Consider the following 26,137-nt stretch of genomic DNA (forward strand, 5'->3'; position numbering starts at 1 on the left):
GAAAAGAAAAGAAAGCCGGCCACCGCAGGTAAACCAAAAAACCCCAGCCACCCGCAGGCAAAACAAAAAAATCACCGAACCACAACCTCAACAGCGCGAACGCGCTCCCGATGCACAGCATCCTTAATCCCACCAGGCGAGTCCACGAGCAATTTAGCCACGGCCCCAGCATCCACCCCCCGCGCAGCAACAAGCGCAACCCGCAGCCGCTCCGCCTGCGGATACTCCCGCATCTCAAACCCCAACCGCCCCCGCGCATCCGCCTCGCAAGCCTGCAACGCTTCAGCAAACCGCGCAGGTTTCCGAATCGCATCACACCGCTCAAGCAACCTCACCAACGCGGCAGCGCCCATCTCCATCACGCGATGGATATTCCCATGCTCCCGCGCAACCAGCACCGCCAGATCGCGACACTCATTCGGCACCCGCAAGCGCTCACACAACGGCTTCAACAAATCCACGCTACGCGATTCATGCCCGATATGCCGCGGCAATACATCCTCCGGTGTCGTCGCCTTGCCGAGATCGTGCGTCAACGCAGCAAACCTCACCGCCAACGCATAACCCTGCGCAGCCGCATGATCGACCACCATCATCACATGCACCCCCGTGTCGACTTCCGGGTGATAGTCAGCCCGCTGCGGCACACCGAACAACGCGTCGATCTCCGGCAGAATCCGCACCAACGCACCGCACTCCCGCAACACCTCGAACATCCGCGACGGCTTCTTCTCCATCAAACCGCGTGATACTTCCTGCCACACACGTTCGGCCACCAGCGCATCCACCTCGCCATCAGCGACCATCTTGCGCATCAGCGACATCGTCTCCGGCGCCACGGTGAAGTCGACGAAACGCGCGGCAAATCGCGCAATCCGCAAAATCCGCACAGGGTCTTCCAGAAACGCATCGCTCACGTGACGAAACACCCGCGCCTGCAAATCGCGCCGTCCATCGAACGGGTCGATCACCGGTCCCGTCAATTCGCCGTCCGGGCGCACTTCGCGCGCCATCGCGTTGACCGTCAGATCCCGGCGCGCAAGGTCTTCTTCAAGCGTGACGTCCGGTGCGTAGAAAAACTGGAAGCCGTGATAACCCGCCGCCGTCTTGCGCTCGGTGCGCGCCAGCGCGTACTCATCCTGCGTCTGCGGATGCAGAAACACCGGAAAATCCTTGCCCACCGGACGGTAACCCTGCGCCACCATCTGCTCGGGCGTTGCACCGACCACCACGTAGTCCCGGTCCTGCACCGGCACGCCCAGCAACTCGTCGCGGATCGCTCCGCCTACTGCATAGATATTCATGGGCATACGTCTTGATAGGCAATCCTGTGCGTTTCCCGAAGCGCCGCGTCGATCCACGCCTCCACCGCCGGTTGCGTCTTCATACGCTCCACATAAGCCGTGGAGACTTCCGACAACGCCGGCCGCCACGTGTTGAAGCGCATCACGACGGGCGCGTACATCGCGTCGGCAATGCCGAAATCGCCGAACAGGAACGGACCGCCATAGGTGTCGAGACAATCGCGCCAGATCGCCTCGATCCGCGCGATATCGGCCATGGCACCCGGCGTCGCGTTCTTGCCGGCAAACGACGCGCGTATGTTCATCCACATGTTCGAGCGCAATTCGCCGAAGCCCGAATGCATCTCGGCGCTCACGCAGCGCGCGCGGCGCCGCGCCGCCGGATCGCGCGGCCACAGCGCATGCTGCGGATAACGCTCGGCCAGCGTCTCGGCGATCGCGAGCGAATCCCAGGTGGCCGAGCCGTCGTCTTCAACGAGACACGGCAGCTTGCCCGGGCTCGTCGGCGCGTGAGCGAGGATCGCGGACTTCGTGCCGGGGTCGTTCAGATGAATCAGCACCTCGTCGAACGGAATGCCGAAATGCGTGAGGATCAGCCACGGACGCATCGACCATGACGAATAGTTCTTGTCACCGATTAGCAGTTTCATGCTTCGTATAAGCGAGAAAGATAAAAAACTCAGCGACCCGCGCTGGCGCGGAAGGTATTGAAGCGCGAACGCATCGACGCGCCGGTCAGGTACACCGGCGCGATCGTTTCGATGCTGGCCGGCTCGATGCCGAGTTCGGGCGCAAGCGGTCCGCTCAACACGTTGTCGACTTTCATCGAATCGAGATTGTCGCGCGAGATCACCGGTTCGCCAGGCGCCATTTCGAATGAGAACGCCTGCAGCCGCGCGAGCGCTTCCGGCAGACGAATGATTCGCGCATGCTTGCCGATCGCGTCGCCGCAATACTTCACCAGATCTTCGAGCGTATAGACGGTCGGTCCGCCGAGCTCGTACGTGTGGCCGCTGGCGGCGTCGAGATCGAGCACGTTGCAGATCGCGCGAGCGACATCGGCAACGTACACGGGCTGGAATTTCGCGTCGGGCATTGCCAGCGGAATCATCGGAAAGACCCGTTGCAGGAACGCGAACTTGTTGAGGAACTGATCTTCCGGACCGAACACGACAGAAGGCCGGAAAATCGTCCACGCGAGATTCGCCGCATGCACGGCCTTTTCGCCATCGCCCTTCGAGCGCGAGTACATGCTTGGGCCGTTAGGGTCGGCGCCGAGCGAGCTGATATGAATCAGCCGATGCACACCCTTCCCCTCGCAAGCGGCAACGATTTTCGTCGGCAGTTCGACGTGCATTCTCGCGAACTCCGGCCCGTATGGTTTGCCGCGTTTGCCTTGCAGCGTGGCCACGAGATTGATCACACAATCCGCGTTCTCGACAAAACGCGCGAGTTGCACCGGATCGAACACGTCGGCTTCGATCACATCGATGGGAAGCAAGGTGAGATGGCGCGCGTTATAGCGGCGCCGGGTGGCGATGCGTACGTCTTTGCCCATTTCGACGAGCGCATTGACGAGATGGCTGCCGATAAAACCGGAACCACCGATGACCGCTATGGCTTGATGTCGCATTTTCGACTCCCTGGTGGAAGCCGCGGCAACGGCTGGCGTGGCGCGCCGCCGAGTCGAAGGGACGCGGCGGCGGCACGGCGCTTACGGTGCGATGTAACCCAGACGCGCCTTCAGCGATTGCGGACGGCCTTCGAACAATGCCGCGTAGTAGACCGTGTTCGACAACACGTTTTTCACGTAGTCGCGCGTTTCCTGGAACGGAATGGCTTCAGCGAAGATCGCGCCTTCAACCGGACGCTGCAACTGCTGACGCCAGTTGCGCGGACGGCCCGGCCCAGCGTTGTAACCCGCGGTGGCCAACACGGCGGAACCGTCGAACTGATTGTAGATCATCGACAGATAGTTCGTGCCGAGCAGGATATTGGTGTTGATGTCGTTCATCTGCTCGCGCGAGATCGGGCCGAGGCCGATCTTTTTCGCGACCAGTTGCGCGGTACCCGGCATCAACTGCATCAGACCGCTCGCGCCGACTTCCGAGCGCGCGTTCATGATGAAGCGCGACTCCTGACGAATCAGCCCGTACGCCCATTCCACATCGAGCCCGTTCGATTGCGCGTCGCGCTCGACGATATCCTTGAACGGCGACAGATAACGCAGCGAGAAATCGTGTTCGCTCACCGTGCGATCCGCGGTGTTGACGGTGCGGTCGTACAACTGGATACGGCGCGCGTATTCCGCGGTGGCGAGCAACTGGCGGTCGGTCATGGTGCGCAGCGGCCAGTTCCATTCGCGATTGCCTTCGAGCCGCAAATTCAGCGCATAGAAACGCTGCGCCAGATCGAAACCCGGCGTATTGCCGGCCTGCTGCACCTCAGCATCGCTGACAGTGGTTTTCGGCGGCACCGTTATCTTGCGGCCAAGTTCTTCCGCGGCCAGTTGGCCGTAGAAGTTGAAGCCCTGCGAGATCGATTCGAATTCCTGGTTGGCCGTGGCCGTATCGCCGGCCTGCTTCAATGCACGCGCATGCCAGTAAATCCACGAAGGCTGGTTGCGCAACGCCGCCGGCATCTGTTCGATCGACCAGCGCACCATCGTCCAGTCGCCGGCGAGCAGCGCAGTGCGGGTGCGCCATTCATAAGCGGGGTTCGACAGCGGCGCATTCACCGAGAGCCGGTACCAGTCGACCGCGCCCGGCATCTGTTTGGCGGCCGCCTGATAGGCAATCGTGCCCCAGCCGATCGCGCGTTCCGGCGAACTCAGCGACGGCGCCACCGAAGCGAACGTAGCCGCGGCCATGGCCGGATCGTTGCGCGCCATCCGCGTGATCGCGAGCAACGCAAGCTGGTGCGACTGCGTGTCCGGGCCGACGCCGCGCGCGAGCAGCAACGGCGGCGTACTCGTTGCCTGATTGAACAGCACCGGATCAGGAGGCTGATTGCTGAGCGCGTCGACCAGTTTGCTGCCGGTGTTCGTGTAGTTCTGTTCGTACGCGAGACGGATCTGCTGCCACACGTCGTTCGAACTGAATTGCTGGTTGACCGCCAGCGACGTGATCAGATCGACGCAGCCGTCGCCGTACCACTTCGGATCGACCAGTAGCGCACGCGCTGCGTCCGCCACGTTTTCGCCGCGCGCGGCGCGCGATTCGAGCGCGTAGCACTTCACCTGGGTGTCGTCGTTCAATACGAAGCGCGCGTATTGCTGGTCGAAGTTGCGCCAGTCGTGACGCGCGCCGAGCACCGTGAGGTAGTCGTTGCGCAAGCGGTCGGCGATCGCCTGGCCGTCGTACTTCTGCAGGAACGCGAGCACCGGTGCGTCCGGCGCGTCGATGCGCGCATGACCGCTGGAATCGAACAACTGCGGCTTGATCTGGAAGTACTCCAGATACGACGGCGCCGGATAGCTCGGGATCATGCTCGCCAGTTGCGCTGCGCGCGCTGCGTCGTTACTGCGCGCGGCTTCGCGAAGCTGGACGAAAATCTGGTCGTCGTTCGTGAGTTGCGAGAGAGGAAGAGGCTTGACGGCGGAGGCCGTACTGCAGGCGACGAGCGCACCGGCGGCCAGCGCCAGACCGGCTGCGCGATATACTCGATAGAGTCGTTTTGACATCGTTGTTTCTGGAGCGCGAATTGGACCCAAGCATAGCACGCAACCCCGCCGCGGAATCGAAAAAGGCGCTGCGTCGAATGCTATTGGAAGCAAGGCTACAAGCGGCTTCCGAGCCCGCGCACAACGCCGCGCTCGGGCGTCGTCTGCTCGACGCGTTGAAGCACTATGGCGTGCGCAGCGTGGGGTTTTACTGGCCGCTCGCGGGCGAGTTCGACGCGCGCGGCGCGATCGCCATCTGGCTCGCGGCCGGCGCGCCTCGCGAAGCGAGTTTGCCAATCGTCAAAGGGCGCGGTGAGCCGCTCGAGTTCCACGCGTGGACACCCGACATGCCGATGAAAATCGGCCATCACAAGATCGCCGAACCCACCTCGGAACAGGTGGTGACGCCTGAACTGCTGTTCGTGCCGTGCGTCGGCTTCGATGCGCACGGTTACCGGCTCGGCTACGGCGGCGGCTACTACGACCGCACGCTAGCCGCATGGCCCGCGGCGAAAAAACCGGTCACGGTCGGCATCGCGTATGAAGCCTGCCGCACCGAAGCGCTGCAACGCGAAGCTCACGACATCCCGCTCGATCTCATCGTGACCGAAGCCGCTCTTTATCCGCAGCCCGATCGCGCGAATTAAGCGTTCGAGGAGCGCGGCGCGCCGCACGTCCCGCAGCCATCGCGCTCGTCAGCGCCGTTATAAAGACGCCGCGGCCCGCGCCGCCGTGTCGTACAAGCCGGACGCGTTGCGCATCAACTGCGCGGCCTCGCCGATCTGCTCATTGGTCAGGCCGCTTTCCTTCAGCGTCGAAATCAGGCAGCTCTCGCGCACCTCGCGATACTTCAGACAGAGCTCGCGCCCTTTGTCGGTAGCGGAAAAGAACACTTCCTTGCCGGTCTTTTCGCTGTTTACATACCCTCTAGCTACGAGCTTCTTCAACGCGTAGGTCGCGACGTGCGTGTCCTCGATGTTCAGCACGAAGCAGATATCCGCGAGCTTCTTGCGCCGCTCGCGATGGCTCACGTGATGCAGCAGCGAGACTTCGATGGCGGTCATGTCCTTTTCGCCGGCCGCCGACATGCAGCGCACCATCCATCGGTTGAATGCATTGCCGGCCATGATGAGCGCGTACTCCAGTTCGGACAATTCCGCGCTGGTCTCGGACACGAGATGTTCCGACGAGACGATCTTGGTGGGATGGCGCGACATGATGGCGATTCTCGGCAACAGGATGAAAGGTGTCGGGAGTGTACGACGAGCGCTTCCAAACCGGGAGCCTGGCAAAAACTCTTATTGATAATTTGTTGATATTTTATTGATAATGTACGCTTCAATCGTCGCGCATCGGATGCCGTTATCCAGATGATGAGGTGCGCCGCAACGAATTCCTCGACTCGACCTGAGCTATCAAGCAATGAGCCAACCAAGAATCTTCCCGCTCGGCGATGCCGCGCTAGTCTGCGAAGCGCCGCCGCCTGCCACGCTGGACTGCCAGCGGCGCGTGTGGGCCGCCGCCGATGCCGCGCGCGACTGGCCGCATGTACTCGAAGTCGTGCCGGGCATGAACAATCTGACGCTCGTGTTCGATCCGCTCGAAACCGACTGTGACGCGCTCACGAGCCGTTTGCAGGACGCATGGAACGCCGCCGGCGACACGCCCGCGCCCGGCCGCGAAGTGGAAATCCCCGTGCAGTACGGCGGCGAGTTCGGCCCCGATCTGAAGGTGGTGGCCGATCACACCGGCTTCACCGTGCGCGAGGTCGTGCAGCGTCACGCGGATGGCGAGTACGTGGTGTTCTTCCTCGGCTTTCAGCCCGGCTTCGCGTACATGGGCGGACTCGAGACCGCGTTGCACACACCGCGCCGCGCGTCGCCGCGGCTCGAAGTGCCGGCCGGGTCGGTCGGCATCGGCGGTGAGCAGACCGGCATCTATCCGGCTACGTCGCCCGGTGGCTGGCAGGTGATCGGCCGCACCGAAACGCCGTTGTTCGACCCGTCGCGCCGCCCGCCCACGCTGTTGCAACCGGGCGACCGGGTGCGCTTCACCGTCGCGGGGATCCACGCATGATCGATGTGATTCGCGCAGGTCTGCTGACCACGATTCAGGATCTCGGCCGTCATGGCTACCGGCATCTCGGTGTCGCGATGGGTGGCGCGCTCGACCGTCTGTCGCTCGAAGTCGGCAACCGGCTGGTCGGCAACCGGCCCGACGCGGCCGGTCTGGAAATAACGTTCGGCCCCACCGTGCTGCGCTTTTTGCGCGCCACGCGGGTGGCTATCACCGGTACCGAATTCGGCGCGACGCTCGACGGCAAACCCGTCTACTCGTGGTGGAGCCTGCCGGTGCAAGCAGGCCAGGAACTGGTGCTCAACGCGGCCAAACGCGGGATGCGCGGCTATGTGTGCATCGCGGGCGGCGTCGACGTGCTGCCGATGCTCGGCTCGCGCAGCACGGATCTGGCGGGCCACTTCGGCGGACTCGGCGGCCGTCCGTTGCGCGACGGCGACCGGCTGCCGGTCGGCGCGCCGCCGCAGCGCGGCCACGTCGGCTTCAGTCCCGACGCGCCGGAGTTCGGCGTGAAGGCGCCGGCCTGGTGCAAGTTCGTGCTGGTCCACGAACCGCTGCGACGCGGCCGCCATCCGTCGGGGGTGCCGTGGGCGGTGCCGATCCGCGTGCTGCGCGGTCCCGAATACGACAGCTTCACCGCCGACGCGCAGGAAACCTTCTGGGCCGACGAGTGGCTCGTCACGCCGAACAGCAACCGCATGGGCTATCGGCTCGCCGGCACGGAGCTGAAGCGCACGCACAAGACCGATCTGCTGTCGCACGCGGTGTTGCCCGGCACGATCCAGGTGCCGCCGAACGGTCAGCCGATCGTGCTGATGGGCGACGCGCAGACCACCGGCGGCTATCCGAAGATCGGCGCGGTGATCCAGGCGGATATGTGGAAGCTCGCGCAGGTCCGGCTGAACGCGGCCATCCGCTTCATCCCGACCACGCCTTATGAGGCGCGTCAGGCTTTGCTGGAAGAACGCACGTATTTGCGGCAGATCGACGCCGCGATCGCGATGCACGAAGAACGTTGCGCGCGGCAGCAAGCCGTCGCGGCGCTGTCATAGCGAGCAGGAGAAACACCATGGAAATCGATCTGAACGCCGACCTCGGCGAAGGCTGCGGCTCCGACGAGGCGCTGCTCGAACTCGTCAGCTCGGCGAATATCGCGTGCGGCTGGCATGCGGGCGGCGCCAACGCAATGCGCGACTGCGTGCGCTGGGCTGTGCAGAAAGGCGTGTCGATCGGCGCGCATCCGAGCTTCAACGATCCCGAGAATTTCGGCCGCAAGGAAATGGATCTGCCGGCCAACGACATCTACGCGGGCGTGCTGTATCAACTCGGCGCGCTGTCGGCGATCGCGCAGGCCGAGGGCGGCCGCATCGCACACGTCAAACCGCATGGCGCGCTGTACAACCAGGCCGCGCGCGACGCGAAGATCGCCGACGCAATCGTCTCGGCGGTGCACGATTTCGACCCGTCGATGGCGGTGTTCGCGCTTGCCAACAGCGGGCTCGTGACGGCCGCACGCAACGCGGGCTTGACCGCCGTCGAAGAAGTGTTCGCCGATCGCGGCTATCGCGCCGACGGCTCGCTGGTGCCGCGCAAGGAGCCGGGCGCGTTGCTCGACGACGAAGAGCGGGTGCTCGAACGCACGCTCGCGATGGTGCGCGAGCAACGCGTGCAGTCGGTGGACGGCCAATGGGTGCCGCTGCACGCGCAAACCATCTGTCTGCACGGCGACGGTCCGCACGCGCTGGCCTTCGCGCGGCGTATCCGCAACGCGCTGCAGGAGGCCGGTATCGAAGTTCACGCTGCCGGCGCGGCAAGCGTCTAACCGGCTCGCGATCGGCACGAAGCCGACGCCAAAGCCGACGCCGCCGCCGACATCGCGAGTTGAATCGAATCGAATTGCAGAACCCTGAACGCCCCGCTCCACGCGGGGCGTCTGCCAGGTGGGTGTGCACGTGAAGTTGCAGGTGCAGGTGAAGTCGAAGCAAGGCGGCCAGCAAGAGCCGCAGCAGTTAAACGGCGCGTGGCTCAACCAGGCGCCGGCCCACGTCGGCCGCAATAAGCGGCATGGTTGAAAAAAACCTGTTTGGAGATCCAGATGCAAGCAACTGTCAGTCTATGGCCGCTGATTGGAGTGGCCGTGATCATCGTCGGCTTTTTATTGCGGTTCAATCCGATGCTGATCGTCGCGGTCGCGGCGATCGTCACGGGCCTCGCCGCGCACTTTCCGCCTGAAAAGGTTCTCGCCGAAATCGGCACCGGCTTCATCAAGACGCGCAACATCCCGCTGATCATCCTGCTGCCGCTCGCCGTAATCGGTCTGCTCGAACGGCATGGTCTGCGCGAGCGCGCGCAGGCGTGGATCGGCGGCATCAAGGCGGCGACCGCCGGGCGTCTGTTGATCGTCTACCTGCTGGTGCGCGAATTGACCGCCGCGGTCGGCCTGACCGGCCTCGGCGGCCAGCCGCAGATGGTGCGTCCGTTGATCGCCCCGATGGCCGAAGGCGCGACCGAAACCCGCTACGGCAAGATCAGCGACGCGGTGCGCTTCAAGCTGCGCGCGTTCGCCGCGGCAACCGACAACGTCGGCCTGTTCTTCGGCGAGGACATCTTCGTCGCGTTCGGCGCGATCGTGTTGATGACGACCTTCCTGAAAGAAGCGGGCATCGTCGTCGAACCGATTCATGTGGCGGTGTGGGGTATTCCGACCGCGATCTGCGCGTTCCTCGTGCACGGCTTCCGCCTGTATCTGCTCGACCGCAAACTCGAACGCGAACTGGGCGGCCAGGCCGCCGCGAACGGCGCCGCCGTTGCACCGAAGCAATCCGCAGGAGACAAAGCATGACGCTCACGATTACCTATCTGTTCTGGCTGCTGGGCGTGGTGCTGCTGATCATCGGCGGCATGATCGTCACCGACCGCGAGCATCCGCGCCGCTTCACCGCGGGTGGCTTCTGGCTTCTGTACGCGCTGATCTTCCTGATCGGCGACAAGCTGCCGCCCGCCGTGGTCGGCGTGGTCGTCATCGTGATGGCGCTGATCGCCGGTTTCGGCGGCGTCACCGCGGCAAAGCCGAAAGTGTTGTCGCTCGAAGCACGCAAGGCGAGCGCCGCGCGACTCGGCAACAAGCTGTTCGTGCCCGCGCTGACGATTCCGGTGATCACCGTGATCATCACGCTGGCGGCCAGTCATCTCGTGTTCGGCGGCATGCCGCTGTTCGAGAAAGCGAACGTGACGCTGATCGGTTTCGGCATCGGCTGTGTGATCGCGCTGGCGGTGGCCTGCGTGATGACGCGCGACACCGTCGGCCAGTCGATGAAGGAAGCCCGGCGCCTCGTGGACGCGTTGTCGTGGGCCGCGGTGTTGCCGCAGATGCTCGGGATGCTGGGGCTCGTGTTCTCCGACGCCGGCGTCGGCAAGGCCGTCGCTCACGTGACGACCGCGTACATCAGCCTCGACTACCGCTTCGTCGCGGTGGCCGTGTACTGCATCGGCATGGCGCTCTTCACGATGGTGATGGGCAACGGCTTCGCCGCGTTTCCGGTAATGACGGGCGGCGTCGGCGTGCCGATTCTGGTCGGCGTGTTTCACGGCAACCCGGCGGTGATGGTCGCGATCGGTATGTTCTCGGGCTACTGCGGCACGCTGATGACGCCGATGGCCGCGAACTTCAACATGGTGCCGGTGGCATTGCTGGAATTGCCGGATAAGAACGCGGTGATCAAGGTGCAGGTGCCGACCGCGCTGACGTTGCTGGTCGTGAACATCTTCCTGCTGAATTTCCTGATGTTCCTGTAGGACGCGGGCAGTCGACCTCAAGTCGATGCCGAAGCGGTGTCGGAGCGATCCGGCGCCGCTTCGGCCAGGTCACCCCGGCTTCGACGAAATACCGCAATCGAATTAGGACGCGTCCGACCTCCCGGACGTGAGGTGAGCCATAAGCTGGCGGATGATTTTTCGGCTCCTTGCCGTAGCGCGTACGAAACGCGCCGCCGCCATTCCTCATCTCCCACAGGTCCACATGGAACAGCAGTCCCGCTCCGATGACGCGCGTGTCGCCGCGCCGCCTTCTTCCTCGCCGTCCTCCTCGCAGTTCACCTCGCAGTTCACCTATCTGGTCTCGGTATTCGAGGCCGCGCTCGACGCCCATCAGGCTGGCCGGCTGGACGACGCCGAGCCGCTCTACCGCGAAGCGCTTGCGCTCGACCCCAGACACGTCGGCGCGCTGCACTACTACGGCGTGCTGCACCACCAGCGCGGCAATCATTCCGCCGCCGCGCAATGGATGAGCGAAGCGCTCGAACTCGACCGCACCGACGCTGCGTGCTGGAGCAACTGCGGCCTCGTGGCCGCCGCGCTCGGTCATCACGACGAGGCGCTGATCTGCTATCACCAGGCGCTGCAGTTGCAGCCGGACTTCGCCGACGCGCGCAACAACCTCGGCGTCGCGCTGCAAGCGCAAGGCGCGTTCGACGCGGCGATCGAACAGTATCGGCTGGCGTTGTCGGCGAATCCCGCTTTCGGCGACGCGCAGTTGAACCTGGGTAGCGCGCTCGCCCGACTGGGCCGCCACGACGAAGCGCTGACCTGCTATCGGATTGCGTTGTCGCTCGATCCGCGCTCGGCGGAAGCGCACTTCAACGCGGGCAACGCGTACACCGCGCGAGGCGAGCATGCCGAAGCGATTGCGAGCTTCGAACAGGCGCTGGCGCTGCGCCCTCAGTACGCGCAAGCGCATATCAACCTCGGCAGTCTGATCGGCAAGCTCGGCGACTATGCCGGCGCCGAGGCGAATTATCGGCGCGCGGTCGCGCTCCAACCGAACCCGACGAATCTCGTTTGCCTCGGCGGGTCGCTCGGCGCGCAAGGCCGTCTCGACGAAGAGGAAGGCTACTATCGCCGCGCATTGGCGCTCGACCCGAGCTATGCGGATGCGCATCAGAATCTCGCGTGGTCGTTGCTCAAGCGGGGCGATTACGCGCAAGGCTGGGGGGAGTTCGCGAAACGCTGGCGCAAGCGCGACTACGAAGCGATTGCCGTTCCGGGTGTCGCCGAATGGCACGGCGAGCCGCTTGGCGGACGCCGTCTGCTGCTGGTCGGCGAACAGGGATTCGGCGACCACTTCCAGTTTCTGCGCTACGTGCGCGTGCTCGAACAACTCGGTGCGACCGTCGACGTTCGTGTGCGCGAACCGCTGTTGCCGCTGGTCGAGCGCATGGCGGGCGTGCACCGCGCATTCAGTGGCGAGCCGCAGCACGACTACGACTTCTGGGTGCCGATGATGAGTGTGCCGGCGTGCGTCGGCACAGACCTATCGACCATTCCCGCCGACCTGCCCTATCTGTTCGCCGACCCCGCGAAGATCGGCGCGTGGCGCAAGCGAGTGAATGCGGGAAGTCGCAAGACAGCACGCAAAGTGGGCCTGGTGTGGGCCGGCAGTCCGACATTCGGCAACGATCGCTACCGGTCGATCGCGTTGACCGAGCTGAATACGCTCGCAGCGTGGGACGACATCGCGTGGTACGCGCTGCAGAAAGGGGCGGCCTACGACCAACTGGCCGATGCGCCGCAAGTCTTCCGCGCTAACGATTTCACCGCCGACCTCCAGACCTTCGACGACACCGCCGCGCTCATCATGAACCTCGATCTGGTGATCGCGGTGGACACCGGCGTCGCGCATCTGGCCGCTGCGCTCGGCAAACGGGTGTGGGTGCTGCTGCCGGCGAACTCGGATTGGCGCTGGCTTGAAAACCGCAGCGACTCGCCATGGTATCCGTCGATCAAACTGTTCCGGCAAGCGATGTTGGGCGAGTGGGCGTCGGTGGTGCAGCGCGTGGCCGGCGAACTCCGCAGCAACGGTCTTTGAAAACCGCGGCTGTGCCGATTCGCTACCTATCGGCACAAGGGGCACAACGGGCACAAGGGGCACAACGGACTCAGCAGACTCAGCGTTCGTCTGAAATCCATTGAGGCGTGCGCAAACGGGCGTGCCCTTTAGCGCTTGCGCTGCTGCGCGAGCATGTACGCGCGCAACAGCTTGTTGATGCGCGTCTGGTAGCCGGCGCCCTGCTCCTTGAACCAGTTCAGTACGTCTGCATCCAGACGCATTGTCACCGCCTGCTTCGGCGGCACATGCAGTTCGGCATTGTCGAAAAAGTCAGCGCCCAATTCGGGCAAATCGCTTGTGTCGATCTGTTCGTCGCCTGCCTTTGCAAGCCGCTTCCAGTCTGTTCCCGATGTTTTACCCATGATTCACCTCTGCTCGTTTCCGGTTTGTCGCTCATCCGCACGTCAATTCCAGGCTCTGTACTTGTAGCGCGCGACTTCGTGTTTCGTAGCCTTGCGGGCCGAAATGATCCGGATCACGTCCGCATCGCGTTCGACATACACCACCACACCGACGATTGCCGCCATCCAGCCCAGCGCGATCCAGCGTTCCTCACCGTAGTCTTCGCGCTGGTCCAACGCAGTCAGCACGGGATGATTGAACACGTCGATCGCATCGACGAAATCGATGCCGTGCTTGCGAATGTTGATCTGATTCTTGAGTTCGTCCCATTCAAAACGCACTGAACACCTGTATTGACGTTTGTACATACATCATAGCACGTAGACGCACTATGGCCATACGGGCCGCGAGCAGTGTGCGGCGCACGTCAGCATCGGACTAACGGTTCGAAATTGCGGTTCCAAAGTTGGCCGAACGGCCTACCCGGCTTAAGGAAAGGGACGACAAGCTGCTGCGCGCGACTCGTGAAAAGCAGGGGGAAAACTCAAAACGCATCCACCACGAACCCATGCTGCCGCAACAACTGCAGCACGCCCTTGCGCCCGCCCAGATGCAACGCGCCGATCGCCACGAACACCGGCTTGTTCGGCCCGGCGATCAGCAGCATCCGCGAGACGAAGCGGCGGTTGCGCTCGTACACGATCTTGTTGTCGATCTGATTGGAGACGCGCTGGTCGCGCGCGAGTTTTTCCGACTTCGCCGCCTGCCATGCGGCGATCGCATCGGCGTCGCCCAATCGCCATAAGCGGTGCAGCGTGCGCACGTCCTCGACGTTTTCTTCGGGTGTCTGCACGAGGTCCTGCGCGAGCATTTCGCGCTGCTGCGCGAGCGTCAGCCCCGTGAACGCGCGCATCTGTTGCGACAAAGTTTCGAGTCCGACGATCTTGCCGCGCGTGCGGATATAGACATTCTGCAGTTGCGCTTCGGTGCCGTATTCGGTCTGCAATCCGGCGCTCAGCGACGCGTAGGTTTCGACCAGCAGCGACGCGAGCCACGGCCGCATCTTCTTGATCGCGTCGAGCGCGGCGGGGTTGCCGCGCAAGCGGAACGCGAGCTTGCGCCACAACGGATCCGGCAGCAGGCCCGGCAGACAGTCGCTGCGGCACACGCCGTACTTCGACACGTCGTCTTGCGACACGAGCAGTTCGTCGGGGGAGAGTTCGAGCGCGAGCGTCGGCGAAGCGGCCAGCGCGCCGAGAATCGGTGGCCGGAACGGCTGCGCCGCCGGATAGTCGGCGGGATCGCCGACATGCAGGGTGCCGAGCACGTAAATGGTGGTGGTGCCGCGTGTTGCGACATAGAACGGCATGCGCGCAGGTTGCGTGCGCACCGGTCCGCTTGCGGTGGTGCCCGGCGAGGCAGGCGGCGGATTGAAGCCCGGCAGTGTGGCGCGCGGCTGCGCCGGCATATTGGGCACCGGCAGCGCCGGTCGGCCAGCCTGGGAAGGCGCATTGGCAGCCGCGCCGGCCGCATGCGCGAGGCCGACCGGCGCCGTGCCCGGATCAAACACTGAACACGCGCCGAAGAGCGCGGCACCGGTCAGTGCACGCACGCTCCAGCGCCGCGCGAAAGCAGCGCTGCGGCCGCCATCACGCAAGCGGCGCGTAGGACGACGCGCCGCCAGGCCATCAGGCATCCACGTCCCCCACCTCCTCGGCGCGGTGACACGACACCTGGCGGCCATCCACTTCACGCAGCTTCGGTTCCTCGCTGCGGCAGCGGTCGATCACGTACGGGCAGCGCTGATGAAACGTGCAACCCGACGGCGGATTCAGCGGCGACGGCATTTCGCCTTGCAGCTTGATCTTGATCGTGCGATCCGCTTCGAAGATAGACGGCGTGGCCGACATCAACGCACGCGTATACGGATGGCGCGGATTCGAGAAAATCCGCTTCTTGTCGCCGAGTTCTGCCACGCCGCCGAAGTACATCACCATCACGTCGTCGGCGATATGCTCCACCACCGACAGATTGTGCGAGATGAACACGTAGCTGGTCTTGAACTGCTGCTGCAGATCCATGAACAGATTGAGAATCTGCGCCTGAATCGACACGTCGAGCGCGGACACCGGTTCATCGGCCACCACGATCTGCGGATCGAGAATCATCGCGCGCGCAATCGCCACGCGTTGCCGCTGGCCGCCCGAGAACATATGCGGATAGCGCTTCGCATGTTCCGGCCGCAAGCCGACGGTGCGCATCATCTGCGCGATCCGCTCGGCGCGCTCGCCGGTGGTCAACTGCGTGTTGATCGCGAGCGGTTCACCCAGCGTCTGCTCGACGGTCTTGCGCGGATTGAGCGACGCGAACGGATTCTGGAACACCATCTGCACGCGCCGCCGCAATGCTGCGATCTTCGCGTGATCGGCGCCGGCCACGTCTTCGCCGTCGATCAGCAGGCGGCCCGCGCTGGGCGCCTCGATCATCGTCAATTGACGCGCGAGCGTCGATTTGCCGCAGCCGGATTCGCCGACCACCGCCAGCGTCTTGCCACGTTCGAGCGCGAACGACACGCCGTTCAGCGCCTTCACCGTGCCGGACGTGAACATGCCGCGTTTGACGGTGTAGTAGCGCGCCAGGTGTTCGGCGACCAGCACGTGATCGCCCGCATGGTCCGACTGGCGCCGCGTTTCGAGTACTGCGTTCATCGTGCGCCTCCATGAGTGTGAACGTTGGCGTCGCCGCTCAGGTTCAGAGGTTTGATACAGCGCACGCGGGCGACTTCCGCGTGGCCCTGCATCGGCGCGAGCGCCGGGCGTGCTTTCATGCAATCGTCGACCACGTACTTGCAGCGCGGCGCGAACAGACAGCCTTTCGGACGGTCGTCGCGGCCCGGCACCATGCCCGGCAACGCAGCAAGCCGCACCGCGCCGACATTGTGCTCGGGAATCGCCGCGAGCAACGCCTCCGTGTACGGATGATGGGGCGCGGCGAAGATATCCGGCACGCGGTTCGTTTCGATCACTTCGCCAGCGTACATGACCGCGACGCGCTGTGCGACTTCCGACACCACCGCCAGATCGTGCGAGATCAGCACGAGCGCCATGCCGCGCTCCTTCTGTAGCTTGATCAGCAGTTCCATGATCTGCGCCTGGATCGTGACGTCGAGCGCGGTGGTCGGTTCGTCGGCGATCAGCAGCTTCGGATTGCAGGCGATCGCCATCGCGATCATCACGCGCTGGTTCATCCCGCCCGACATCTGATGCGGAAACGAGCCGATGCGGTTCTTCGCGTCCGGAATGCCGACCTGATCGAGCAGTTCCAGCGCGCGCCTGTCCAACGCGCTGCCGCGCAGGCCTTCGTGCAGCTTCAGCACTTCCTTGATCTGATAGCCGACGGTGTAGCTCGGATTCAGGCTGGTGAGCGCGTCCTGAAACACCATCGCGATATCTTTGCCGATGATCTTGCGGCGTTCCTTCGCACTCGCCTTCAGCAGATTCTGGCCGTTGAAGGTGACTTCGTCGGCGGTGACTTTGCCTGGTGCGTCGATCAGGCCCATCAGCGCCATCATCGTCACGCTCTTGCCCGAGCCCGATTCGCCGACTACGCCGACCACTTCACCCGGCGCGACATCGAGGTTGATGCGGTCGACCGCGGGAAGTCCGTTGAAATTGACCGCCAGGTTGCGGATGGTTAATAGGCTAGTCATTCATGCCATCCGTTTCAGTTTGGGGTCGAGTGCGTCGCGCAGCCCGTCGCCGAGCAGATTGATCGCGAGCACCGAGATCAGAATGGAAAGACCCGGCATCGTGACGATCCACCAGGCGCTGTCGATGTAGTCGCGTGCGGACGCGAGCATCGCGCCCCACTCCGCCGACGGCGGTTGCACGCCGAGGCCGAGGAAACCGAGCGCCGCGGCGTCGAGAATCGCCGACGAGAAACCCAGCGTAGCCTGCACGATCAACGGCGCGGTGCAGTTCGGCAACACTTGCGAGAACATCAGGCGAATCGTGCTGGCGCCTGCGACACGCGAGGCCGTCACATATTCCTTCTGCAATTCACCTTGCGCCGACGCACGCGTCAAGCGTACATAGCCGGGCAACGCGACGATCGCGATCGCCAGCATCGTGTTGACGAGACCCGGGCCGATGATCGCGACCACCGCCACAGCCAGCAGCAGCGAAGGCAACGCGAGCAGCACGTCCATGATGCGCATGATCGGCGTATCGGCCCACTTCTCGAAGAATGCCGCAATCAGACCGAGCACGACGCCAGGAATCAGCGCGAGCACGACCGACACGAAGCCGATCCAGAACGACAGCCGCGCGCCGTACATCAGACGCGAGAGGATGTCGCGGCCGGCTTCGTCGGTGCCGAGAATGAACTTCCAGTTGCCGCCGTCGAGCCATGCGGGCGGAATTTTCACGAAGTCGCGGTACTGCTCGATCGGGCTGTGCGGCGAGATCAGCGGCGCGAAGATCGCAATGAAGATCAACGCGAGCACCACGACGCCGGCGCCGACCGCGCCACGATTACGCGAGAAATTCGCCCAGAATTCACGGGCGGCGATCGCGCGGCCGCTGGGCGGGGTGACGGCCTGGGGGACTGTGTTTTGTATGTCTGCCATTTTGAAATTCACCTCGTATGGCGGATGCGTGGATTGAGCACGCCGTACAACAAATCGACGACAAGGTTCACGACGATCACCAGCGTGGCGATCATCAGGATACCGCCCTGCACCACGGGATAATCGCGCCGGCTGATCGCGTCGATCAGCCATTTGCCGATGCCGGGCCAGGAAAACAGCGTCTCGGTCAGCACCGCGCCCGCAAGCAGCGTGCCGATCTGCAAGCCGATCACGGTCACGACCGGAATCAGCGCATTGCGCAACGCATGCACGACGATCACACGGCCCGGCGACAAACCCTTCGCGCGCGCGGTGCGGATGTAATCCTCGCGCAGCACTTCGAGCATCGACGAACGCGTCATCCGCGCGACGACCGCCAGCGGAATCGTGCCGAGCACGATCGCCGGCAGGATCAGGTGGCTCAGCGCGGACTTGAACGCGCCTTCGTCGGTGGACATCATCGCGTCGATCAGCATGAAGCCGGTGACGTGCGGAATGTCGTATTCGACCGCGATGCGGCCCGACACCGGCGTCCAGCCCAGTTTGACGGAAAACACCATGATGAGGATCAAGCCCCACCAGAAGATCGGCATCGAGTAGCCGGTGAGCGCCGTGCCCATCACGCCGTGATCGACCACCGTGCCGCGCCTGAGCGCCGCGAACACGCCCGCCGGCAAGCCGACGATCAGCGCGAACAGCATCGCGCAGATGGACAGTTCGATGGTAGCGGGGAAGCGCGCGAGGAATTCGCCCATCACGCTGGTGTTGGTGATGATCGACGTGCCGAGGTCGCCATGCAGCGCGCGGCCGACATAGTGAACGTATTGCATCGGCAAGGACTCGTCGAGCCCGAGGCGATGCATCGCGGCGGCATGCATTGCCGGATCGACGCCGCGCTCGCCCATCATCACTTCGATCGGGTCGCCCGGTATCAGGTGAATCAGCGCGAACGCGAGGATCGTGATGCCGATGAAGGTCGGTATCACCATGCCGACGCGGCGCAAAACAAAGCGGAACATGGTTCGTCCCTATGGTCTTGATGAAGAAAAAACGCAACCGGCGACGAGGGCTTGTGACCCCGGTCGCCGGACCATTCCGACCAGTTTTCTAACGGTGCGAAAAGCTACTGCGTAAGGGGGAGTATCGTCCTTTTACTTGACGCTGACGCCGTCGAAGCGCGCATAACCGAGCGGCTCGATACGCATGTCGACCACCTTCTTGCTGACAGGCTGATAAACGGTCGAGTGAGCGATCGGCGAGAACGGCAGTTGCTGCGCGAAAATCTGCTGCGCCTGCATGTACGCCGTGGTGCGTGCGGCTTGATCCGACGTCACGCGCCCCTTCTGGACCAGATCGTCGAACGGCTTGTAGCACCACTTCGAGAAGTTGTTGCCATTGACCGCTTCGCAACCGAGCAGCGTGCCGAGCCAGTTGTCCGGATCGCCGTTGTCGCCGGTCCAGCCGATCAGCATCGTGTCGTCTTCACCCGCGTGCGCGCGCTTGATGTACTCGCCCCATTCATACGTGACGATCTTCGCCTTCACGCCGATCTTGGCCCAGTCGGCCTGGATCATTTCCGCCATCAGGCGGGCGTTCGGGTTGTACGCGCGTTGCACCGGCATCGCCCACAGCGTGATGTCGAAGCCGTTCGGGAAACCGGCCTTCGCGAGCAGCGCCTTGGCTTTGTCCGTATCGTAGGACGCGCTCTTCAGGTTCTTGTCATACGACCATTGGGTCGGCGGCATCGGGTTCGTCGCGGCCTGGCCTGCGCCTTGATACACCGATTCGATGATCGCCTTCTTGTTGATCGCCATGTCGAGCGCCTGACGCACTTCGAGCTTGTCGACCGGCTTGTGCGTCACGTTGTACGCGAGATAGCCGAGGTTGAAGCCCGGCTGCGACGGCATGTCGAGGCTCGACTCGGCCTTCAGCGGCGCGATGTCGGCCGGACGCGGATAGCTCATCACCTGGCATTCGTCGCGCTTCAGCTTCTGCACGCGCACGCCGGCGTCCGGCGTGATCGAGAAGATCAGCTTCGAGATCTTCACCGCGTTCGGCTTCCAGTAATCCGGATTGCCGTCGAAGCGGATCGTCGCGTCTTTCGTGTAGCTGCGGAAAATGAACGGGCCCGTGCCGACCGGGTACTGGTTGATGTCGGCAGCCTTGCCGGCCTTCAGCAGTTGATCGCCATATTCGCCCGACAGGATCGACGCGTATTCCATCGCCAGATTCTGGATGAACGGTGCGTTGACTTCCTTCAGCGTGAACTTGACCGTGTACGGGTCGACCTTTTCGACGCTCGTGATCAGCTTGTCGAGGCCCATGTCCGTGAAGTACGGGAACTGAACCGGGTAAGCCTTATGGAAGGCCGAGTTCGGGTCCAGCATGCGCTGGAACGTGAACACGACGTCGTCCGCGTTGAATTCGCGCGTCGGCTTGAAGAACGACGTGGTCTGGAACTTCACGCCGTGACGCAGATGGAACGTGTAAGTCTTGCCGTCCGCGGAGACATCCCACTTCTCGGCGAGGCCCGGTTCGACTTTGGTGCCGCCGCGTTCGAATTCGACGAGGCGGTTATAGACGGTGAACGTGTTGGCCGTGAAGTCCACACCCGTGGTGTATTGGGCCGGATCGAAACCCGCAGGGCTGCCTTCTGAGCAGTAGACCAGGGTTTTATTCGGAATCTCAGCGCGGGCCATGCTTGCACCCAGCATCGATGCCGCTGCAGCTGCGACGAGCGTCGTAACACGCGCGGCGCGCAACAGGTTGTTTTGCTTCATGTTTCCTCCAGGTTCAGGGCCGGCTCCCGCCAGCGTAGCGCGATCTTACTTGAGCTTGGCTCGCGGCAACAAGCGGAGGAAATTACCCGTATCGATCGGAAACCGTTCGGGCATAAGGGCGGCCGCATGTCGGCGCCGGCCGGGCGTGACGCGCTAGAGGATAGGCTCGGGGAAAACCAGACTATTGGGAAGCCGGACGTCATTTGAAGCCGAAATTGATGAATTCGGGTCGCGCCGATCGCCGAAAACCTGAAGCTGACTCACTTTATAAGCGCGATTCAGCCGGCCGACTCTGTTGCAACGCAACAACGAAGTAACGCGCTGGCGGCGCGATGGGCCGCCCGCTTCCCTGTGCAAAGACATATCGCGCGAAATGCACGGCTCAAAAAAAACCGTGCGGCATGGGTAAGCCGCACGGTTTCTCTGTCCAGATGACGCTTCTGGAAGCTTAAACGCCCAACCGCTCGCAGATCGCCTTGGTCGCCGCCGCGCCGTTCAGCGTGTAAAAGTGCAGACCCGGCACCTTCGCGTCGAGCAGACGCTGGCACAGGTCCGTCACCACATCCAGACCGAACGCTCGAATCGACTCGCGGTCGTCGCCGAAACTCTCAAGACGGCGCGCAACCCAGCGCGGCACTTCCGCACCGCACATTTCCGAGAAGCGCATCAACTGCGAGAAGTTCGTGATCGGCATGATGCCCGGCACGATCGGCACGTCGACGCCGAGCTTTTTCGCGTCGTCGACGAAACGGAAATACGCGTCCGCGTTGAAGAAGTACTGCGTGATCGCGGAATTGGCGCCGGCCTTCACCTTGCGGGCGAAGTTTTCCAGATCCTGACGCGGCGAGCGCGCCTGCGGATGGTATTCCGGATAGCCGGCCACCTCGATCCAGAACCAGTCGCCGAACTCGGCGCGAATGAAGCTCACCAGTTCCGACGCATAACGCAATTCGCCGACTTCGCCCATGCCGGACGGCAGATCGCCGCGCAGCGCGACGATATGGCGAATGCCGTGCGCGCGATACTCGTTGAGAATTGCGCGCAGGCTCTCCTTCGACGAGCCGATGCACGACACGTGCGGCGCCGCTTCGAGCCCTTCCTTCGCCATATCGACGACGGTGTCGAGCGTGCCCTGTTGCGTCGAGCCGCCCGCGCCGAACGTGACGGACACGAACTTGGGCTTGAGCGACGCGAGCTGCGCACGGGTGGCGCGCAGCTTGTCGACGCCTTCCTGCGTTTTCGGCGGGAAGAATTCGAATGAAAGTTCGATCGGGTTCATGATTCAGTAGTCAGCCTGCGGTCAACCGAAATTGCGGTTGCCGAAAATAAGCGCGGACAGCAGCCACGAAACGATGCTGTACAGAATCGAGCCGAAGAACGCCGACCAGAAACCCGACACTTCGAAGCCCTTCAGCAACGACGCGCACAGCCAGAAGCACAACGCGTTGACCACCAGAATGAAGAGTCCGAGCGTGACGATCGTGACGGGCAGCGTCAACAGGATCAGCACCGGCCGCAGGATCGTGTTGATCAATCCGAGCACCACCGCGACGATCAATGCGGTGCCGAAACTGCGGATATGAATCGACGGAACCAGGTAGGTGATGATCAGCAGCGCGAGCGCATTGATCAGCCAGGTCAGCAGCACGGTCATGTAAAGCTCCTTGCAGGCAGAATGTCCGTTGAATGAAAGAAGGCGGCTACGGCGAACAAAGCGGCGCATCGCGCGCCGCCGTGTTCTCAAACCATGATGCTTTCAAGCCGCCCGCATGCGTGAGCGTACTCGAGGCACGCGCTCAATAACGGTAGTGGTTCGGCTTGAACGGACCGTTCTTGTCGACGCTGATGTAGTTCGCCTGATAGTCCGACAGCACCGTCAGTTCCGCGCCGATACGGCCCAGATGCAGACGCGCCACCTTTTCATCCAGATGCTTCGGCAGCACGTAGACCTTGTTTTCGTACTTGTCGCCGTGCACGAACAGTTCGATCTGCGCGATCGTCTGGTTCGTGAACGATGCCGACATCACGAACGACGGGTGGCCCGTCGCACAACCCAGATTCACCAGACGCCCTTCAGCCAGCAGGATCACGCGCTTGCCGTCCGGGAAAATGATGTGGTCGACTTGCGGCTTGATGTTTTCCCACTGGTACTTGCGGGTCGACGCCACGTCGATTTCCGAATCGAAGTGACCGATGTTGCAAACAATCGCGTTGTTGCGCATCGCAGCCATATGATCGTGGCCGATCACATGGAAGTTGCCGGTTGCCGTCACGAAGATATCGGCCTTGTCGGCCGCGTATTCCATCGTCACGACACGATAGCCTTCCATCGCCGCTTGCAGCGCGCAGATCGGATCGATTTCCGTGACCCACACGGTGGCGCCCAGACCGCGCAGCGATTGCGCGCAACCCTTGCCCACGTCGCCGTAACCGGCCACGACCGCGATCTTGCCCGCGATCATCACGTCGGTTGCGCGCTTGATACCGTCGACCAGCGACTCGCGGCAGCCATACAGATTGTCGAACTTCGACTTGGTGACCGAATCGTTGACGTTGATCGCCGGGAACGGCAGGCGGCCGTCCTTTTCCATCTGATACAGACGGTGCACGCCGGTCGTGGTTTCTTCCGTCACGCCCTGAATGTGCGCGAGACGCGTGGAGTACCACACCGGATCGGCATCCAGATGACGCGCGATCGACTTGTACAGTGCGATTTCTTCTTCGTTTTCCGGCTTTGCGATCACCGAACGGTCTTTCTCGGCCTTCGCGCCGAGGATCAGCAGCAACGTGGCGTCGCCGCCGTCGTCGAGGATCATGTTGGCGAATTCGCCATTCGGCCATTCGAAGATGCGGTGCGAGAACTCCCAGTATTCGTCGAGCGATTCGCCCTTGAACGCGAACACCGGCACGCCGCCTTCCGCGATGGCGGCCGCTGCGTGATCCTGCGTCGAGAAGATGTTGCACGACGCCCAGCGCACGTCGGCGCCGAGTGCGGTCAGCGTTTCGATCAGCACGCCGGTCTGGATCGTCATGTGCAGCGAACCCGCGATGCGCGCGCCCTTCAGCGGTTGCGACGCCTTGTATTCCTCGCGCGTCTGCATCAGGCCGGGCATTTCGGTTTCGGCGATGTTCAGTTCCTTACGGCCCCAGGCAGCAAGCGACGTATCGGCGACGTGGAAATCTTGAGTGTTCTTTGAATCGAGAACTGCGGCGTTCATCACGCCCTCCTTTCTAAAAAATTGACTAGAAATTTGACGTGAGCGCGGTTCGATGGGGTGGCCAGACCGCATGCTGCGGATTCCGACCCTCCGATTGAAGCCTCCGAGCCTGGCGGGCGGCCGGCGAATGTGGAAATTCGCGGTACCCGTCGCAACGCTCCTCGAAGACGAACGGCGATTGTAGCAAATCAAGATGGCTTCGGGGCGTCGATCGGGAACGCGATCTACGCGCGAAGGGTGTCGGTTTTCAATCTCGCCGCGCGCAGTTGTTCGATGCTTGCTCGCGCGGTGTCGAGGAATTGTCGCGAGAAGCGGAACGCGTCGGCGGTGTCGGCGGGATCGGCTTGCTGCATGCCGAGCGCAATACGGAAATAGCGCTCGGCGTGGATCCCCGCGTGATGGTGCATGCGCACGCGCTTCGCGTCGCCGAGCCGCCGGTTGCCGAAGATGTCCCGCAGCGCCCACGAAAACGCACCGTCCTCGCCGCCGATGCGGCGAAACGCGTCGTCCATCGGAAAACCGCCGAGCGCCGCGAACGCCGCGCGACGGATCACGAGGCTGCTCGGCACGGTATTGCTGAGCGTCGCCGCGTGCTGTTCGAAGTCTGCGTGCGCGGTCAGCTCCGTGGGAAAGTCCGCGTATTCGACGTCGAGCCGCACCGACATGTCCTCCGGATTCGCGGCGAGAAAAGCGCTGGCGGCCGCGAGCGCGCCGGGCAGATATTCGTCGTCGGCATCGAGGAACGCGAGCACGGCGTGCGCCGCGTGCAGCGCGCCCCAGTTGCGCGCGCGCGCCGCACCGCCGTTGACCGGCATGCGCAACAGGCCGACGCGCGCATCGAGCCGCCCGCAATCCGCGACGATCCCGGCGCACGCATCGGTCGAACCGTCGTCCACGACGACGATCTGCGCGGCTTCCGGCTGGATCAGGCAACTGTGGAGTGCGCGAGCGAGCGTCGCCGCGCCGTTGTAGCAGGGAATGATGACGGAGATCGGGAGCATGACGCAGGTCCGGGTGTGAACGGCCGCCGATGTTAGCCCGTCGCCGGCCGCGTCCATCCTGAAAAAGCGGAGCGAAAACGCGGGGGCGCGGAATGCTTTTGCGCGAAGTCCTCGGAACATGCACCGAAACATAAATTTAAAGACTTACAATCCCCGAGATCATTCCAAATTGGAATTCTGGAGCCTGGGAATCGTGGAACTACGCGCGCTGCGGTATTTCGTCGAAGTGGTACGTCAGCAGAGCTTCACCGTCGCCGCCGAACTGATGTTCGTCACGCAGCCGACCATCAGCAAGATGGTCAAGTCGCTGGAAGACGAAATCGGCTCGCCGCTGCTGCTGCGCGACGGGCGTCAGATGGTGCTGACCGACGCCGGCCGCATCGTCTATCAGCGCGGCCAGGACGTGCTCGCCGCGCACGCGCGCCTGCAGGCCGAGCTGAACGATCTCGACACGCTCGGCAGCGGCGAACTCACGATCGGCATTCCGCCGATGGGCGGCTCGCTCTTCACCCCCGCCATTGCCGCGTTCCGCCAGCGTTATCCGAAGATCGAACTCAAGCTGTTCGAGCAGGGTTCGCGCGCGATCGAAACAGCGCTGATCAACGGTGAGCTGGAACTGGGCGGCGTGCTGCAACCGGTCGACCCCGAAAACATCGACGTGCTGCCGATCACGCGGCAACTGCTATGGCTGGTCGCGCGTGCCGGTTCGCGGTGGGACGATCTGCATGAAGTGCCGCTCGCCGAACTGGCCCACGAACCCTTCGTGTTCTACGGCGAAAGTCTCGCGCTCAACGATGTCGTGCTGAACGCGTGCCGCACAGCGGGTTTTGCACCGACCATCGTCGGGCGCAGCGGACATTGGGATTTCATCGCGGCGCTGGTGCAAGCCGGCGTCGGCATCGCGCTGTTGCCGGCGCCTTATTGCCGGCGGCTCGACCCGGCGCAGTTCACCTGCCGCCCGGTGGTGGAACCGGAAATTCTGTGGGAAATGGCGATCGGCTGGCGCCGCAACGGTTATCTGTCGCATGCGGCGCGCGCGTGGCTCGCCGTTGCGCGCGAAGCGTTGCCCGGCCAGGCCGGCGACGACTTCATGCTGGGGCCGGGCATCGGCATATCCGGCATCGCGGCGTCCGCTCAACCGACGCCCGCTAAATAACGACGCCGCCCGGCGCAAAGCGGGCGGCGGCCGTCACCGGATTATCGGGCGAGTCAATCGCTATAGATTTTCGGCAATATGCCAAAAA

At 63.3% G+C, this 26,137-nt stretch carries 25 protein-coding genes and 1 riboswitch; of the genes, 8 read left to right on the forward strand and 17 right to left on the reverse strand.

What is annotated here, in order from left to right; translation table 11 throughout:
* Window positions 1-71: 71 nt before the first annotated feature.
* The 4 genes from PQQ51_RS30675 to PQQ51_RS30690 form a co-directional block, all read right to left on the reverse strand.
* Window positions 72-1,304, reverse strand: a complete 1,233-nt coding sequence (locus PQQ51_RS30675; RefSeq protein WP_408500952.1) for a multifunctional CCA addition/repair protein — start codon at window positions 1,302-1,304, stop codon at window positions 72-74.
* Window positions 1,301-1,954, reverse strand: a complete 654-nt coding sequence (locus tag PQQ51_RS30680) for a glutathione S-transferase family protein (RefSeq protein WP_408500953.1) — start codon at window positions 1,952-1,954, stop codon at window positions 1,301-1,303. The genes PQQ51_RS30675 and PQQ51_RS30680 overlap by 4 nt, the downstream gene beginning before the upstream one ends.
* 29 nt (window positions 1,955-1,983) lie before the next feature.
* Window positions 1,984-2,937 (reverse strand): complex I NDUFA9 subunit family protein, encoded by a 954-nt coding sequence (locus PQQ51_RS30685; RefSeq protein ID WP_408500954.1) that lies wholly within the window; start codon window positions 2,935-2,937, stop codon window positions 1,984-1,986.
* 81 nt (window positions 2,938-3,018) lie between these two features.
* Window positions 3,019-4,986: a lytic transglycosylase domain-containing protein gene (locus PQQ51_RS30690; protein WP_408500955.1), complete on the reverse strand. Its 1,968-nt coding sequence runs from the start codon at window positions 4,984-4,986 to the stop codon at window positions 3,019-3,021.
* 77 nt (window positions 4,987-5,063) lie between these two features.
* On the opposite strand from PQQ51_RS30690, the gene PQQ51_RS30695 reads away from it, so the two are divergent.
* A complete protein-coding gene (locus tag PQQ51_RS30695) occupies window positions 5,064-5,612 on the forward strand; it encodes a 5-formyltetrahydrofolate cyclo-ligase (RefSeq protein WP_408500956.1) in 549 nt (182 codons plus the stop codon).
* Window positions 5,613-5,669: 57 nt separating this feature from the next.
* On the opposite strand, the gene PQQ51_RS30700 is transcribed toward PQQ51_RS30695, so the two are convergent.
* The gene (locus PQQ51_RS30700; RefSeq protein WP_408500957.1) at window positions 5,670-6,182 is read right to left on the reverse strand and encodes a winged helix DNA-binding protein; all 513 of its coding nucleotides are present in this window, start codon (window positions 6,180-6,182) and stop codon (window positions 5,670-5,672) included.
* A gap of 205 nt (window positions 6,183-6,387) precedes the next feature.
* Here PQQ51_RS30700 and pxpB point away from each other — a divergent pair, with 205 nt between their 5' ends.
* The 6 genes from pxpB to PQQ51_RS30730 all read left to right on the forward strand — a co-directional run bounded on the left by pxpB (window position 6,388) and on the right by PQQ51_RS30730 (window position 12,904).
* Window positions 6,388-7,041: a 5-oxoprolinase subunit PxpB gene (gene pxpB, locus PQQ51_RS30705; RefSeq protein ID WP_408500958.1), complete on the forward strand. Its 654-nt coding sequence runs from the start codon at window positions 6,388-6,390 to the stop codon at window positions 7,039-7,041.
* Complete coding sequence (locus tag PQQ51_RS30710; RefSeq protein WP_408500959.1) at window positions 7,038-8,093, forward strand: 5-oxoprolinase subunit C family protein; 1,056 nt, start codon at window positions 7,038-7,040, stop codon at window positions 8,091-8,093. Before pxpB ends, PQQ51_RS30710 begins: the two co-directional genes overlap by 4 nt.
* 17 nt (window positions 8,094-8,110) lie before the next feature.
* A complete protein-coding gene (pxpA, locus tag PQQ51_RS30715) occupies window positions 8,111-8,863 on the forward strand; it encodes a 5-oxoprolinase subunit PxpA (RefSeq protein ID WP_408500960.1) in 753 nt (250 codons plus the stop codon).
* Between the two features lie 273 nt (window positions 8,864-9,136).
* Window positions 9,137-9,883 (forward strand): DUF969 domain-containing protein, encoded by a 747-nt coding sequence (locus tag PQQ51_RS30720; RefSeq protein WP_408500961.1) that lies wholly within the window; start codon window positions 9,137-9,139, stop codon window positions 9,881-9,883.
* Entirely contained in the window at window positions 9,880-10,836 is a 957-nt protein-coding gene (locus PQQ51_RS30725; protein ID WP_408500962.1) for a DUF979 domain-containing protein, read from the forward strand. Before PQQ51_RS30720 ends, PQQ51_RS30725 begins: the two co-directional genes overlap by 4 nt.
* Before the next feature lie 223 nt (window positions 10,837-11,059).
* Window positions 11,060-12,904, forward strand: a complete 1,845-nt coding sequence (locus tag PQQ51_RS30730) for a tetratricopeptide repeat protein (protein ID WP_408500963.1) — start codon at window positions 11,060-11,062, stop codon at window positions 12,902-12,904.
* Between the two features lie 128 nt (window positions 12,905-13,032).
* Here PQQ51_RS30730 and PQQ51_RS30735 read toward each other — a convergent pair whose 3' ends face one another.
* The 12 genes from PQQ51_RS30735 to PQQ51_RS30790 form a co-directional block, all read right to left on the reverse strand.
* Window positions 13,033-13,287: a BrnA antitoxin family protein gene (locus PQQ51_RS30735; RefSeq protein WP_408500964.1), complete on the reverse strand. Its 255-nt coding sequence runs from the start codon at window positions 13,285-13,287 to the stop codon at window positions 13,033-13,035.
* Between the two features lie 42 nt (window positions 13,288-13,329).
* Complete coding sequence (locus PQQ51_RS30740; protein WP_408500965.1) at window positions 13,330-13,608, reverse strand: BrnT family toxin; 279 nt, start codon at window positions 13,606-13,608, stop codon at window positions 13,330-13,332.
* A gap of 203 nt (window positions 13,609-13,811) precedes the next feature.
* Window positions 13,812-14,963: a TraB/GumN family protein gene (locus tag PQQ51_RS30745; protein WP_408500966.1), complete on the reverse strand. Its 1,152-nt coding sequence runs from the start codon at window positions 14,961-14,963 to the stop codon at window positions 13,812-13,814.
* On the reverse strand, window positions 14,956-15,975 hold the full coding sequence (locus PQQ51_RS30750; RefSeq protein ID WP_408500967.1) for a peptide ABC transporter ATP-binding protein: 1,020 nt from the start codon (window positions 15,973-15,975) through the stop codon (window positions 14,956-14,958). Before PQQ51_RS30750 ends, PQQ51_RS30745 begins: the two co-directional genes overlap by 8 nt.
* The gene (locus tag PQQ51_RS30755) at window positions 15,972-16,976 is read right to left on the reverse strand and encodes an ABC transporter ATP-binding protein (protein WP_408500968.1); all 1,005 of its coding nucleotides are present in this window, start codon (window positions 16,974-16,976) and stop codon (window positions 15,972-15,974) included. Before PQQ51_RS30755 ends, PQQ51_RS30750 begins: the two co-directional genes overlap by 4 nt.
* Window positions 16,977-17,894, reverse strand: a complete 918-nt coding sequence (locus tag PQQ51_RS30760; RefSeq protein ID WP_408500969.1) for an ABC transporter permease subunit — start codon at window positions 17,892-17,894, stop codon at window positions 16,977-16,979. It lies immediately after the preceding gene.
* 8 nt (window positions 17,895-17,902) lie between these two features.
* On the reverse strand, window positions 17,903-18,913 hold the full coding sequence (locus PQQ51_RS30765; RefSeq protein WP_408500970.1) for an ABC transporter permease subunit: 1,011 nt from the start codon (window positions 18,911-18,913) through the stop codon (window positions 17,903-17,905).
* A gap of 132 nt (window positions 18,914-19,045) precedes the next feature.
* Entirely contained in the window at window positions 19,046-20,674 is a 1,629-nt protein-coding gene (locus PQQ51_RS30770) for an ABC transporter substrate-binding protein (RefSeq protein WP_408500971.1), read from the reverse strand.
* A gap of 448 nt (window positions 20,675-21,122) precedes the next feature.
* Complete coding sequence (metF, locus tag PQQ51_RS30775; RefSeq protein WP_408500972.1) at window positions 21,123-21,953, reverse strand: methylenetetrahydrofolate reductase [NAD(P)H]; 831 nt, start codon at window positions 21,951-21,953, stop codon at window positions 21,123-21,125.
* A 21-nt stretch (window positions 21,954-21,974) separates the two neighbouring features.
* Window positions 21,975-22,328 (reverse strand): phage holin family protein, encoded by a 354-nt coding sequence (locus PQQ51_RS30780; protein ID WP_408500973.1) that lies wholly within the window; start codon window positions 22,326-22,328, stop codon window positions 21,975-21,977.
* Window positions 22,329-22,470: 142 nt separating this feature from the next.
* Window positions 22,471-23,892 (reverse strand): adenosylhomocysteinase, encoded by a 1,422-nt coding sequence (gene ahcY / locus PQQ51_RS30785; RefSeq protein ID WP_408500974.1) that lies wholly within the window; start codon window positions 23,890-23,892, stop codon window positions 22,471-22,473.
* 33 nt (window positions 23,893-23,925) lie between these two features.
* A riboswitch (S-adenosyl-L-homocysteine riboswitch) is annotated at window positions 23,926-24,061 on the reverse strand.
* A gap of 55 nt (window positions 24,062-24,116) precedes the next feature.
* Window positions 24,117-24,893: a glycosyltransferase family 2 protein gene (locus tag PQQ51_RS30790; RefSeq protein ID WP_408500975.1), complete on the reverse strand. Its 777-nt coding sequence runs from the start codon at window positions 24,891-24,893 to the stop codon at window positions 24,117-24,119.
* Window positions 24,894-25,086: 193 nt separating this feature from the next.
* On the opposite strand from PQQ51_RS30790, the gene PQQ51_RS30795 reads away from it, so the two are divergent.
* Entirely contained in the window at window positions 25,087-26,049 is a 963-nt protein-coding gene (locus PQQ51_RS30795) for a LysR family transcriptional regulator (RefSeq protein ID WP_408500976.1), read from the forward strand.
* Window positions 26,050-26,137 lie beyond the last annotated feature (88 nt).

This window comes from Paraburkholderia xenovorans (assembly GCF_046030735.1).
In the GTDB taxonomy this organism is placed as follows: Bacteria; Pseudomonadota; Gammaproteobacteria; order Burkholderiales; family Burkholderiaceae; genus Paraburkholderia; species Paraburkholderia xenovorans_A.